The sequence below is a fragment of the Vibrio sp. TRT 29B02 genome (genome assembly GCF_050113655.1).
In the GTDB taxonomy this organism is placed as follows: Bacteria; Pseudomonadota; Gammaproteobacteria; order Enterobacterales; family Vibrionaceae; genus Vibrio.
This window is the reverse complement of record NZ_JBNJOJ010000013.1, coordinates 103,272-115,622: the sequence shown is the minus strand read 5'-3', so window position 1 is coordinate 115,622 and position 12,351 is coordinate 103,272. Positions and strand designations below refer to the sequence as shown.

At 40.9% G+C, this 12,351-nt stretch carries 10 protein-coding genes and 3 pseudogenes; 9 read left to right on the top strand and 4 right to left on the bottom strand.

Features of this window, described 5'->3' with window-relative positions; translation table 11 throughout:
* The 6 genes and pseudogenes from ACQEXT_RS10295 to gdhA all read left to right on the top strand — a co-directional run.
* On the top strand, nt 1–240 hold a 240-nt coding region (locus tag ACQEXT_RS10295), incomplete at its 5' end, for a YagK/YfjJ domain-containing protein (RefSeq protein WP_426951931.1).
* Between the two features lie 54 nt (nt 241–294).
* Nucleotides 295–894 (top strand): inovirus Gp2 family protein, encoded by a 600-nt coding sequence (locus tag ACQEXT_RS10290; protein WP_047954747.1) that lies wholly within the window; start codon nt 295–297, stop codon nt 892–894.
* 68 nt (nt 895–962) lie between these two features.
* On the top strand, nt 963–1,163 hold the full coding sequence (locus ACQEXT_RS10285) for an AlpA family transcriptional regulator (RefSeq protein WP_001211742.1): 201 nt from the start codon (nt 963–965) through the stop codon (nt 1,161–1,163).
* A gap of 82 nt (nt 1,164–1,245) precedes the next feature.
* Nucleotides 1,246–1,692, top strand: a complete 447-nt coding sequence (locus tag ACQEXT_RS10280; RefSeq protein WP_055467300.1) for a ribonuclease HI — start codon at nt 1,246–1,248, stop codon at nt 1,690–1,692.
* Nucleotides 1,693–2,010: 318 nt separating this feature from the next.
* Nucleotides 2,011–2,547: pseudogene (locus ACQEXT_RS10275) on the top strand (IS5 family transposase); the annotation flags it as partial.
* 233 nt (nt 2,548–2,780) lie between these two features.
* Nucleotides 2,781–4,133 (top strand): NADP-specific glutamate dehydrogenase, encoded by a 1,353-nt coding sequence (gene gdhA / locus ACQEXT_RS10270; RefSeq protein ID WP_004729629.1) that lies wholly within the window; start codon nt 2,781–2,783, stop codon nt 4,131–4,133.
* A 75-nt stretch (nt 4,134–4,208) separates the two neighbouring features.
* On the opposite strand, the pseudogene ACQEXT_RS10265 reads toward gdhA, so the two are convergent.
* Together ACQEXT_RS10265 and ACQEXT_RS10260 are read right to left on the bottom strand one after the other, a co-directional pair.
* Nucleotides 4,209–4,346, bottom strand: a pseudogene (locus ACQEXT_RS10265) (OsmC family protein); the annotation flags it as partial.
* A gap of 56 nt (nt 4,347–4,402) precedes the next feature.
* Nucleotides 4,403–5,317: pseudogene (locus tag ACQEXT_RS10260) on the bottom strand (IS5 family transposase).
* Nucleotides 5,318–5,668: 351 nt separating this feature from the next.
* Here ACQEXT_RS10260 and ACQEXT_RS10255 point away from each other — a divergent pair.
* The 3 genes from ACQEXT_RS10255 to ACQEXT_RS10245 all read left to right on the top strand — a co-directional run bounded on the left by ACQEXT_RS10255 (nt 5,669) and on the right by ACQEXT_RS10245 (nt 10,839).
* Nucleotides 5,669–6,274: a TetR/AcrR family transcriptional regulator gene (locus tag ACQEXT_RS10255; RefSeq protein WP_158125583.1), complete on the top strand. Its 606-nt coding sequence runs from the start codon at nt 5,669–5,671 to the stop codon at nt 6,272–6,274.
* A 129-nt stretch (nt 6,275–6,403) separates the two neighbouring features.
* Nucleotides 6,404–7,756 (top strand): efflux RND transporter periplasmic adaptor subunit, encoded by a 1,353-nt coding sequence (locus ACQEXT_RS10250; protein ID WP_426951928.1) that lies wholly within the window; start codon nt 6,404–6,406, stop codon nt 7,754–7,756.
* A complete protein-coding gene (locus tag ACQEXT_RS10245) occupies nt 7,753–10,839 on the top strand; it encodes an efflux RND transporter permease subunit (RefSeq protein WP_426951927.1) in 3,087 nt (1,028 codons plus the stop codon). The genes ACQEXT_RS10250 and ACQEXT_RS10245 overlap by 4 nt, the downstream gene beginning before the upstream one ends.
* Before the next feature lie 838 nt (nt 10,840–11,677).
* Here the strand turns inward: ACQEXT_RS10245 and ACQEXT_RS10240 are convergent.
* Together ACQEXT_RS10240 and ACQEXT_RS10235 are read right to left on the bottom strand one after the other, a co-directional pair.
* Nucleotides 11,678–11,905 carry a hypothetical protein gene (locus tag ACQEXT_RS10240; RefSeq protein WP_061898275.1) on the bottom strand — a complete coding sequence of 76 codons (228 nt, stop codon included), beginning with the start codon at nt 11,903–11,905 and terminating at the stop codon, nt 11,678–11,680.
* A gap of 47 nt (nt 11,906–11,952) precedes the next feature.
* Nucleotides 11,953–12,321 carry a hypothetical protein gene (locus tag ACQEXT_RS10235; protein WP_061898274.1) on the bottom strand — a complete coding sequence of 123 codons (369 nt, stop codon included), beginning with the start codon at nt 12,319–12,321 and terminating at the stop codon, nt 11,953–11,955.
* Nucleotides 12,322–12,351: the final 30 nt, after the last annotated feature.

The window sequence follows — 12,351 nt, the reverse complement described above, 5'->3', positions numbered from 1 at the left end:
TTTCTCTACAAAAAAGTGAGGAAGACATGGGATAGGGTGGTTGAAGCTTATTACAGCCAACCATGCTCTGGATTAGCCTACTCTCCTACGAATGAAGGTTTTGAGCTGTTGTCTGACGCTGAAGTGTTCCCGTTACAGTTAAATGAGTTCTTTTATCGAATCAGTCGTCTTGCGAAGCCCATTGCTAGCCAGAACGATCACCGCAACAAGAGCTTTGGTTGCAGTCACGACTCACCTTAAAAAAATACAACGCGAGTAATGCCTATGTCATTCACACACAAAAAGGCATTACTCATGGCGAATAGAACCTACCTCCCAAGCATTACCCTTGATAGAACTTTTGAAGATTACCCGCTGTATTACAGCGACAAGGGGTTATACGAGTCAGCACTGACCTCAATGGTCGATGTTTTTGAACAGGCACTCAGTCAGTTTGACATCGCTCTTGCTACACGTTTGGACTTGTTTTTGCCAGAAGACCATCAAGATACCGACCTCAGTATCCTCAACGATTACTTTAATCTGCTTAAAGAAAAGCTTGATACGGATTCTCTGTTTTATGTATGGCGTAAGCGGGAGGACAAGGTGCCATCCCACAACTATCGCGTGATGCTGTTTAGTGACTATAGCCAGCACTTTGGTCCCGCTATTTGTTGGGACAAGCGCAATGAATTGGTTGGGCACCTTAAAACGGCTTGGCAAGACGCGATAGAAAAGCACTACAGCGGCGAAGCGCGTTCATTGGTGTTTCTCAATGACCGAGGCAATTATGGGGTGGGGACTCGTTGTCGTAGTAAAGACACCAACATAAAGAACACTGTCTTCCACCGCATGAGCAGTCTTGCTGAAGCGTGGAAAGAAGAGCGTTACTGCTTTGGCTCTAGCCTAGATTAGATTAGGCCGACTGCACTTTTTTACCGTGGCGGCTTATCCATGGGTATATACAAGAGGAGACAATTCCCATGAGATTTCTACGACTTAAAGACGTGATGTCACTAACAGGGTTAGGCCGTTCAACTATCTACAAGTTCATGGCAGATGAAACCGACTTTCCTAAAAGTGTGCCACTCGGTGGACGAGCGGTAGCTTGGGTCGAAAGTGAAATCGAGGAATGGATGGAATCGCGTCTTAGTATGCGAGACAACCAAGAATCCTTTCAGTAACACAAACATCAAATCACATCATCAACAGGGCGCTGGCTAAGCAAAGTCATGCGCCCTTTTTGCAATTAGAGAGAGATAAAAAATGAGTTATTCAATTTACGTAGACGGCGCTGCACCAAACAATCAACACGGATGTACACGAGGTGGTATCGGGCTGGTGGTCATGGATGAAGACAATGAGATAGTCCATGAAGAGAGCATTACCATTGACCGAGAGACGGATTGTGCGGAGCTGGAGTTACTGGCATTTATCGAAGGGCTAGAGTATGCCGAAGATGGTGATGTTATCTATTCAGATAATGATTACTGTGTTAAAGGTTTCAACATTTGGCTTGATGACTGGAAAGATCGAGGGTGGCGTAAAGCGAATAAGAAGCCGGTTAAGCATCGGCAACTCTGGAAACAAATCGATGAACTGCGTTCTAGAAAGTATGTCGAGGTACTTAAAGTCAAAGCTCATTCTGGTGTTAGAGGTAATGAGATAGCGGATTCGTTAGCAGTTGATGCTGCTAGAAGTGATATCGATTGATGTAATAATGCGGTTTGTAGGGTTGATACCTACAAGCCGCTATTGCCTGTTATTTACGTTTTTCTAGATAACATATATCTGAAGGTGGATGCGATGTGGGAGCGAGAGCGAGTATTAGACTAACCGTTCTCTTAGCAAGTTTCTGCCCCTTTATGTTTTAACGTACATTCTCAGCGATGAATGACACCACCAAATTTTCGATACTTTTTCTCATGACAATCAACATAGGTCATTGACTGTTTAGTATGAAACTTTATTCCTCTCCTACAGTACGGTATCGTAACAAGTCTAAAGGCTGCATTCGTCATATCGCCATTTCTTAAAGTCTTTGGAGAGGGAGAGTGGAAAGTCAAAAAACACGGAAACGAAAAGCGCAGAACATGGCGTAAACGGCATCTTGCTGTAGATGTAGATACGCATGAAGTCATCAGTGCTGAAGTGAGCTTGGTTAATGTCGGTGATAGTGAAGTGCTTCCGACGCTGCTTAATCCATTACGAAGAAAAATAGGTTCAGTCTCTGGCGATGGTGCATACGATACGAAGGGTTGCCATAACGTGTTACAAAGAAAAGGCATTACTCCGTTAATACCGCCACGTAAAAATGCTAGCTTCTGGGATGATGGACACCCAAGAAACGAAGCAGTAAAAGCGTTAAAAAGTGATACGTTGGCTCAATGGAAAATTAACTCTGGTTATCACGACCGTTCTCTATCTGAAACGGCAATGTCACGATACAAAGGGCTAACGAGTGGCCAATTGAGCTTAAGGAATTATAATGCTCAAGTAGGTGAAGCGCTTGCCAATGTCAAAGCCATGAACAAAGTAATAGGACTAGGTATGCCAGTTCAAAACTAATGCTGATAGAACGTAGGCAAGATATGTCCTTCACCTGATTTGTTCAACAACGCCATGCGACATTACCAAAAGTTGCAGGCTCACTCGTATCCAGAATTACGGATAATTTTCAGATATTGAAACCTGCATCTTCAAGTTGAATAGGTATAGCCATTGAGAATTGGTCAAAATCACTATTTAATGGGAATAAATTCATATAAACTGATTACTTATTCATATCAAGGAAGAGGACTATGTCACACATACACGATACTATTGTTGCGTTACAACACAGTAGCCCGGCTCAAAAAGAGTTTTACCAAGCCGTAGAAGAAGTATTAACTTCTCTCGCTCCAGTCATAGAAAGCAATAATAAATATAAAGAACAAGCGATTATCCAAAGAATCGTAGAACCAGAACGTCAAATCATGTTTCGAGTTCCTTGGGTCGATGACGCAGGGAATGTGCAAGTAAACAAAGGCTACCGCGTCGAGTTTAACTCCGCGTTAGGTCCATACAAAGGCGGACTGAGGTTCCATCATTCAGTGAACGCGAGCATCATAAAGTTCCTCGGCTTTGAACAGATTTTTAAAAACGCGCTTACTGGCCTTCCAATTGGTGGCGGAAAAGGCGGTTCAAATTTCGATCCTAAAGGAAAATCTGACGGTGAAATCATGCGATTTTGCCAATCATTTATGAACGAGTTATACCGCCACATTGGTCCCGTTACCGATGTTCCTGCTGGCGATATCGGCGTCGGTGCGCGTGAAATTGGTTATATGTTTGGTCAATATAAACGATTGACGGGCCGCTACGAAGGAGTACTTACAGGCAAGAGCCTTCTTTGGGGGGGCTCACTTGTTAGAAAAGAAGCAACGGGATACGGAACCGTATATTTTGCGGAATGCATGCTCAATGACCGTAATGATTCACTAAAAGGCAAAACTTGCCTCGTTTCTGGCGCAGGTAACGTCGCTATCTATGCAATTGAAAAGCTATACCACATGGGAGCAACCCCAGTAACATGCAGCGATTCTAGAGGCACGATTTATCATGAACACGGTATTGATCTGCAGCTCCTCAAGCAACTAAAAGAAGTGAAAAGAGCAAGTTTAGAAGAGTATTTAGACACTTACCCTGAAGCAGAGTATACGCCGTTGGGTGACTATCCTAATGAAGGGCATGCTGTATGGCGATATCAAGCTGACGCCGCATTCCCTTGCGCGACCCAAAATGAACTGACGTCAAACGATGCTCTTGCTCTTATCGATAATGGGTGTGTTTTGATTAGTGAAGGCGCAAACATGCCAACCACTCGTGATGCGGTCAATATCATCGTGGATTCCGAAATGGCTTATGGGCCAGCGAAAGCAGCCAATGCAGGCGGCGTTGCAACCAGTCAGCTTGAAATGGCACAAAATGCCAGCATGCAAAACTGGACCTTCGAGCAAGTCGATAGCCAGTTGCAGACCATCATGAAAAACATCTTTATTAATGCAAACGAAACCAGTCGAGAGTTTGGTCAACCTGGTAATTTAGTTTTAGGCGCAAACATTGCCGGCTTTAGAAGAGTCGCTGATGCCATGATCGAGCAAGGCATCGTTTAGTTCACAATAGCCAGCAGCCGGACTGCTGGCTTAACACTATTCGGCGATACACTGCGCTTTGACAAAGAGCTTCATTTAATCTGCAATAAGCGTCGTCACTTCAGTTTTAACCGAATTGGCGATAAAACAATTCTCATGAGCCATGTGGTGCATTTTTTCTAATTGAGATCGTGTCGGTTGATTATCACCAGCAAATGTTATCTTAGAGTTTAGTAGGCTTTGTTGCGTAATTCAGACGAGAAACCAAACCTCCTAAAGTTGAGCGACTTTTATACAATATACGGAGTTTCAGGCATACCAAGCCCTGTAAGTTTGTTCAGTGCTTTGATCATGGCGTAAGTCTCGCCAACCTGAGCGTTGTAGTTTCTCAGGCTTAATTTTCCACCTAACGACTGTTTCACTCGATACATTGCTGTCTCTGATAGCGAGCGCTTATGATAGCCATACCGCTTTTTCCACTTCTTTTCGAGCCATAAAGATTCTGACAACCTACTGCTAAATTGTGAGGGTGTCCTTGCTCCCAGAAGACTGCCCCTTCTCGTGGTGGGATAAGCGGAACCGTTCGCTTGACCCGTATGGCATCATGGTAATTCCTTGTGTCATAAGCGCCATCGCCTGATATCTCAATGATTTTTCGACGTGTCTGCTTAAGCAAGTTGGGAAGCACTTCAGTATCGGTTACGTTAGATAAACTCAGCTCTGCTGCGACTATTTCGTGGGTGCTTGTATCTACTGCGATATGCAGCTTACGCCAAACCCTACGAGTACCATGCTTATTAACCTTCCATTCACCTTTGCCATAAACCTAGAGGTCAGTGGCATCAATGGCGAGGTGTTGTATCGCACCTCTGTTTTTTTGGTTTTAAATGAAACCTCAACTTCCTTGGCTCGGCGGCTTATACAGGTGTAGTGCGCAGACAAACTAGCGGGATGTTAGCAAGCTTAAATACTGAGTCTAGAAAACCTTGCAGCGCTCTCAATGGCTTAGAGAAAACGCGTTTCACCATCAGTGCAGTAGTAATGGCTAAGTCGCTGAATCGGCGAGGCCTACCACGCTTGCCTTGTTTGTTTTGCTTCCACTCGGCTATCGCTTCCTCATCAGTCCAAAAGGTCAGAGAACCACGGTTGATTAAGGCTTTATTATACTGCTTCCAGTCAGTTGTTTTGTAACGAGGTTTAGGCATGAGGCTACGACGATTAACTGATGTAGCCAGATCAGATCGTAGTTTCTTGATTTAGTATCATCGAATTACGCAAAAAGCCTATTGAAACAGCAAAAATACCCATCAAAAATGTGTGAAAAGCAATGTGCAGTGACATTGTCCGCTCTACCATTTTTATCTACTACTTTTAGAAAGTTGTAAGTGTAAATTATTGATTTGTAGGGTTTTGTTTTTATTTTTAGAATTTGTTAGAGCATGCATATAGACAAAAAGATAGTGATCAATTACTATCTTTTTGTCTGTTTGGCTAAGTTTTAGGCTATAGAAAATGAGCAATACTGATATCAACAATTAACTTATGTAGGAACATTTATGGTAAGAACGAGCAATTTAACCTCAGAAGAAAGAAAAAAGAAAACCGTTCAAGCTGTTGTAAAACTGTGTAAAGAAGAAGAACCTTCTTCATTAACAACAGCTAATATAGCTAAAGAGATGAACGTGACTCAGGGAGCTTTATTTAGGCACTTTCCATCAAAGGACTCTATTTGGGAGGCTGTGGCATTATGGGTATCAGGACATATACTTCAGCTTCTTGAGAGTGAAGTCTCTGAAGAAAAAACACCAATTGAGAATTTAAATTCGATCTATAAAGCACACGTTAAGTTTATATCTAGTCATCCGGGAATACCTCGTTTTATGTTCAGTAAACTTATTGATAGGGATAAAAATCCATCTCAAAAAATCATATCTTCTCTTATGTTTCAGTATAGAAATATACTTGCTGAACAAATTAAAAAAGGAATTGAGCGAGGTTGTATATCTTCTAAAGTCAATGTTGATGCTGCAATATCATTGTATATTGGTTCTATTCAAGGTTTGGCAGTTTCGTTATTATTAGATAATAAAGAAGTCAACATGAATTTATTGGCTGATAATATATTTGATATATTTATTGAAGGTATTGAAAGTAAGGTATGAAAGGTGATTTTTATTATTTTCCTTCGTAAGATAGATTGCTTGCCTTAATTATATGATTAATGAATTTGACTTTAATTATATTTGGATTTTATGTGGAGTTGGACTTTGTGTATAAAAATATCAAATAGTATGAATAATAAAGGGGTGGTTTTAATTATAGGGTTAGTTATTGGTATAAGTGTATTCTTATTTTTTAAAATTACTCAAAAACACCCTAAGACTGATGATACGCTGGCTTTACCAACATTAATGAATGTTATTGAAGTCAATGCTGTTGATTTTGTATTTAAGGCTGAAGGATTTGGTATTTCTCGTCCAGTTCAAACATGGAATGCGATTACGAATGTATCTGGACATATAGTTAAAGTCCATCCTAACCTCAAAAGTGGAGTTATTTTTCGGAAAGGCACAGAATTGATGGCAATAGATCCTAGTCGATATCAACTAGCTATTGAAGAAGCTAAATCAGATTTAGCTTCAGTAATAGCAGAGTTGGCACAGCTAACGATAGACAGAGAAAGCTTAGAAGCATCATTATCATTAAGTACGGAAAGACTTAATCTAATGGAAAAAGAGCTTTCTAGAGTCAATCTACTTGCCAGAAATAAGTCTATTTCTGCATCGGAAAGAGATAAGCAACTATTAAATACAATTACTGCTCGACAGGAAGTTCAGTCACTAAAAGACCAGTTATTATCGATACCTACACGATATGATATCCTTCAGGCCAAAAAACAGCAGGTACAAGTTAAACTTAAACAAGCACGAAATGATCTAGAAGATACTCTATTTATTGCACCTTATGATCTAAGAATTACAGAGGTTAACGTTGATCTGCACCAATTTGTTAATAGTGGTTCGGTTGTTTTTAGTGCTGATAATATTGATAAGGCTGAAGTGGAAGCTAACATTCCTTTTAATCTTTTTAGATATTTCATGCAAAGTCAGTTTAAAAGCAATGATGAAGAAAGTCATCTTATAAATAGGCTACAGTTTCTTAAGTTTGATGACATTAATGCAGAAGTTCGGTTAGCTCAATCTCCCAATATCATTTGGGCTGCAAAAGTTCAACAGGTTGCAAATGGACTTGATATTGCAACACGTAGTGCTCGTGTAGTTGTTGTTGTATCGGATCCTTATCATTTAGGCAATAATTCAACAAGGCCAGCATTGCAGAGCAATATGTATGTTCGAGTATTAATGTCAGTTCCAAGTCATCATCCACTTATCGTTATCCCGACTTCAGCAATTCATCAGGGTGAGGTTTATGTAGTTGATGAAAGCGATAGGCTAAAGCGTCAAAAAGTGGAAGTAAGTTTTGAACAACGCGGTTTGTCGGTTATCTCCACAGGTTTAGTGCCAGGAGACATTATTGTTACTGATGACCTATCAATGGCGCTTACTGGAATGCCAGTAAAAAAGAACCATAACATTGAACTTGAAAAATATATCCGAGAAGCAGCTTCTGGAGTGAAACTATGATTAAGTGGTTCGCTGCTCATCCAACGGCTTCAAATTTACTGCTAATAATTATAATTGCGGCTGGTTTGTTTTCTATGCCGTCTTTAAAAAGAGAAACGTTTCCAGATTATCGCCCGATAGAAGTTGGTATTGAGGTAGTTTATCGTGGTGCAAGTGCATCAGATGTTGAAGGAGAAATCTGTGCGCGAATTTATGACTCTTTGAAACGCATCGATTATTTGGATGAGGTAGTCTGTACAGCACAGGACAATGCGGCTAACGCTACGGCAACAATGAAACCAAAAGGCAATGTTGTTCGTTTTATTAGTGAAATAGAAACAGAAGTTAATGCAATTACAAGTATGCCTAAAGGAGCTGAACGGCCTATTATTCGGCAACTTAACCGAAGCGATCTTGTTGCCGCAGTCGGAATTACCGGAGATCTACCTATTTCACAACTGGAAGATTATGCACTTTCGTTGGAAAGGAAAATTATGTCACTGCCGGGAGTGTCTAATGTCACCATTCGAGGGATGTCTCAACGACAATGGCTAGTTGAAGTACCTCGTGACGTATTGGCTCAATACGATCTTTCTATAAATAAACTTTCCGAAATATTATCAAAACAGAGTGTCGATATACCGATGGGCACTTTGGAAACTTATGATCGTGATATTCAATTACGCTTTACTGAAAAGAGAAATTCGCTAAAAGCGCTTTCAGATATAGTAGTTGTTTCTTCTGCTGAAGGCGGGGGAGAAGTCACGCTTGGCAATATCGCAACATTAACTGAAATTGGAGAAAAACCGGAAGATAAAATCCTTATCAACGGGCAACGAGGGCTTGTATTAGAATTGAGTAAGTCTTTGCGTGATGATGCTCTGGATATAATGGATTCTCTTACGGAATTGACAGAGAATGAACGTCAAAAACATAGCAACCTAAACTACTTTATCACTCAAGATATGACTAGTATCGTGAAAGATCGACTAACCATGTTGATTGAAAATGGTGTCATTGGACTTATATTGGTAATTCTTGTGATGAGTTTATTTTTTCGACCCCAGTTGGCTTTTTGGGCTGTGCTGGGGCTTCCCATTGCATTTATGGGTGCCTTCTGGGTGATGAGTTTAACTGGATTATCTATTAACATGATAACCCTCGTCGCTTTATTGATGTCTATCGGTATCGTGATGGATGATGCCATAGTAATTTCCGACAATATTGTTGCTAACACAGATAAAGACCTGACCCCAGTACAGGTTGTAACAAAAGGTACAATACAGGTTGTGCCGGGAGTGATGTCTTCCTTTCTTACCACAGTTTCGGTTTTTTTGCCCTTGTCATTTCTCTCTGGAGAACTGGGGGCAGTACTTGAAGTGCTACCAGTGGTATTGATAGCAGCATTAACTGCCAGTCTAATAGAAGCATTCTTTATATTGCCTCATCACCTTAAAGGAAGTATCAAAAAAACCGCTGAACATGACTCGTCGAAAATTCGACGGTACATAGACGAAAAGTTTGAAGTATTTAAAGAACATGTCGGAGTGCTGACTGATAAGGCCATTAAGTATAGGTACCATGTTGTAGCTGTAATAACGGTGGTTATGCTTAGCTCTATAGGTTATATAGCTGGGGGGCATATAAGCACAGAATCAATGCCAGACATGGATGGTGATACACTGGAAGCTCGAATATTATTACCACAGGGAACTCCTTTAGTTAGTACGGAGCAGGTAGCTCGTGCAATAGAATCCGCTATATGGACTATACACAACCAACATAAATCTGAAACTGGTGAAGAGTTAGTAAAACTTACACAGGTGCGATTTAATTATAATCCTAGTGCTGGAGAGGTTGGGGCTCATCTTGCTACTGTCATGGTCGATTTGTTAACTGCAGAAAAGCGTTCCATCACCTTGAATGAGCTAACGGAACGTTGGTATTCAAATATTGGAAATATTCCAGGTCTACTAAGTCTAATCATCAAAGAACCCGGTTTTGGGCCTGCGGGCATTCCAATCGAGATACGTCTTCAAGGAGATGACTTGAATGAACTTAAACTTGGTGCAGAAGAATTGTCTAATCACCTGAAAACTTATGAAGCCATCTATAACGTAAGTGATAACCTAAGACCGGGTAAACCTCAGAGAAGGTTTGAAGTTCTTGAAGGAGCTTATAGCTTTGGTTTGACTACCGATAGTATAGCGAGCCAACTTCGATCTGCTTTTCTGGGCGATATCGCAGATACCCAAAGAGTGGGATTACAAGATGTCGATATCTTAGTGCGCCAGTCTGGTAGTGATCGCTCTAGCTTAGACGATATTACTGAGCAAACCATCCTGTTGGATGATGGGCGTAAGATTCCACTCGATGTTTTGGTTAAAGTTACGGACGAACAAAGTTGGGGAACAATAACCAGAATTGATGATAAAAGAACAGTAACAGTTCAGGCTCAAGTTAAGTCAGATCTTGCCAGTGCGAAGGATATTATCAGTGAGATAGATCAGAACTGGTTAAGTTATTTCCTGAAGAAATACCCAACTATTGCAGTCTCTTATGAAGGAGAGGTTGCGAGTTCAAATGAAACGGGAGGATCTATTGCCAAAGGCCTACTTATCGGTCTCATCGGTATTTTTGTTATTTTGTCATTTCAATTCAGAAGTTACTCTGAATCTATGATCATTATGCTTTCTATACCGCTTGCGTTCATTGGCGCTATGTGGGGACATGTTGCTATGGGATGGTATATCTCTAGTCCGTCTTTAATTGGTGCCGCTTCATTAGCTGGAATTGTAGTAAACAACGCTATTCTCTTGGTTCAGTTTATCAATGAGCACCGATTTTCTGGGCTACCCACTGCTGTGGCCGCTGGACAGGCAAGCCGTGATAGACTTCGAGCCATATTGATTTCATCCACCACAACTATTGCTGGGTTGTTACCATTATTAACTGAAACTAGTACTCAATCAGCATCACTTAAACCATTAACCATTTCTGTTGTATTCGGTTTATTGTCATCGACAGTATTAGTATTATTCATCATTCCAGCCCTGTATGTTGTTTTTGATGACTTTGGATGGACCCGAGAGGATGATAGATAACACTTAACATTATTGTTGTGACCAAAATATTTATTTAGCATTCGCAATGTCAGAGATTTTTACATTTCATAGAGCTAGAAAAATAAATGCCTAGTAATTGAACATGAAGAAGTAATATCAATTTACAATTATAAACTGATAGGTTAAAAATAAATTTAAGGAATTATGGCTATCAAAGTTGATCTAGATAAAATTGTAACGATATTGAAAACGGTGATAAATAAAAAAACTGGATGTTAAATGTTGTTGATGTGCGTTTGATTGGATTTTGGTGCTTAAGTAGATGGCACTAAGTCAAAATGCTGCCAACTGATGAGTTAAATGTACTTAATGTCTAGGTCTCTTGCCTAGATTCTTATATTGTGTCTACATTGCAACTTTATTAGAAACAGAGATGTACCGAGTGAAGTTATTATTAGCTTGACGACTCATCAAGAAGAATCACAATGCTCAAGTTTTTTTGGGGGAGGGGGATATCACAATTTCATAAAAAAGCCATAAGGCGCGATATCCCTGAAAGAATAGCCATTATTCGACATACGCCTAATTAGGCTAGCAGTGTATTTGACTTGTTCAACAAAAATGAGGAGCAATCATGCTCCTCATTGTGCTTTTTACCCTTAAACCACCTTCTACGAAGGGGGGGGATTGTCCTTTTGGGCTCTGCCCGAAAGGCATTAAGGTTAAAGGACAGAGTATACAAATAACGCTTAAAAGTTATTATTCGGCAAAAATACGGAGTGTAATGGATGTTCTCTGTCGTAGAAGTTAAATACTAAACGCACTCCGACGCAAGGAATACCACTTAATTTTTACTATTAACCTTGCTGTGCTGGCATTACTTTTCTTTGATGGCTTCACAGCCTTCAGGAACGATGATGGTTGATGCATCCTTACCTGCCTGTTGCGCCGCCTTTACATCCATTTTGTATTGAGTACATTTGCCCACACTGACGTTAACTGCACCCGAATCCGCAGATGGGTTACCGCCCAGTGTTCCACCAGCAAAGGCGGAAGAGGCAGAGAAAGCTAATGCTGCTGTGATGAGTAGAGTTGACTTGTTCATAGTTGATCCTTACGAGTTGGTTGAGTGTGTTATTTGGGAATTGAAAGTTAGAAGGTGTAAACAAAGGTCCCAGCGCTGGAGGTGACTTCGATTTCTTTCACGTTGTCCACGGTGCAGTTGTTGCTGTATCCGGTGTAGGTCTGGCCGAACTTCAATGAAACGCTTCTTGATAGCTCGGAGGTTGTACCTGCGGGTAATCGGCAGTTGCCACGGTTAATCACTACATCGCTGATTACGGTGTTGTCGGTGATGGCTTGCAGGTCAAAGACCAATGTTCCCCAGTGAGGGTTAGTTGATATCGACACTTCAATATCTGCCGTTGCTGCTTGAGTCTCTTCTTGATCGCCACAAGCAGTGAGTCCGATAAACAGCACGCTCATAGCGGCGTATCGGATTAGGGTGTTGATTAATGTCATAACGGTGCTCTCCTTATCGGTGAGTGCAAT

Coding starts and splice junctions, on each gene's coding strand:
- ACQEXT_RS10290 (WP_047954747.1), top strand. CDS start 295: ATGGCGAATAGAACCTACCTCCCAAGCATTACCCTTGATAGAACTTTT.
- ACQEXT_RS10285 (WP_001211742.1), top strand. CDS start 963: ATGAGATTTCTACGACTTAAAGACGTGATGTCACTAACAGGGTTAGGC.
- ACQEXT_RS10280 (WP_055467300.1), top strand. CDS start 1,246: ATGAGTTATTCAATTTACGTAGACGGCGCTGCACCAAACAATCAACAC.
- gdhA (WP_004729629.1), top strand. CDS start 2,781: ATGTCACACATACACGATACTATTGTTGCGTTACAACACAGTAGCCCG.
- ACQEXT_RS10255 (WP_158125583.1), top strand. CDS start 5,669: ATGGTAAGAACGAGCAATTTAACCTCAGAAGAAAGAAAAAAGAAAACC.
- ACQEXT_RS10250 (WP_426951928.1), top strand. CDS start 6,404: ATGAATAATAAAGGGGTGGTTTTAATTATAGGGTTAGTTATTGGTATA.
- ACQEXT_RS10245 (WP_426951927.1), top strand. CDS start 7,753: ATGATTAAGTGGTTCGCTGCTCATCCAACGGCTTCAAATTTACTGCTA.
- ACQEXT_RS10240 (WP_061898275.1), bottom strand. CDS start 11,905: ATGAACAAGTCAACTCTACTCATCACAGCAGCATTAGCTTTCTCTGCC.
- ACQEXT_RS10235 (WP_061898274.1), bottom strand. CDS start 12,321: ATGACATTAATCAACACCCTAATCCGATACGCCGCTATGAGCGTGCTG.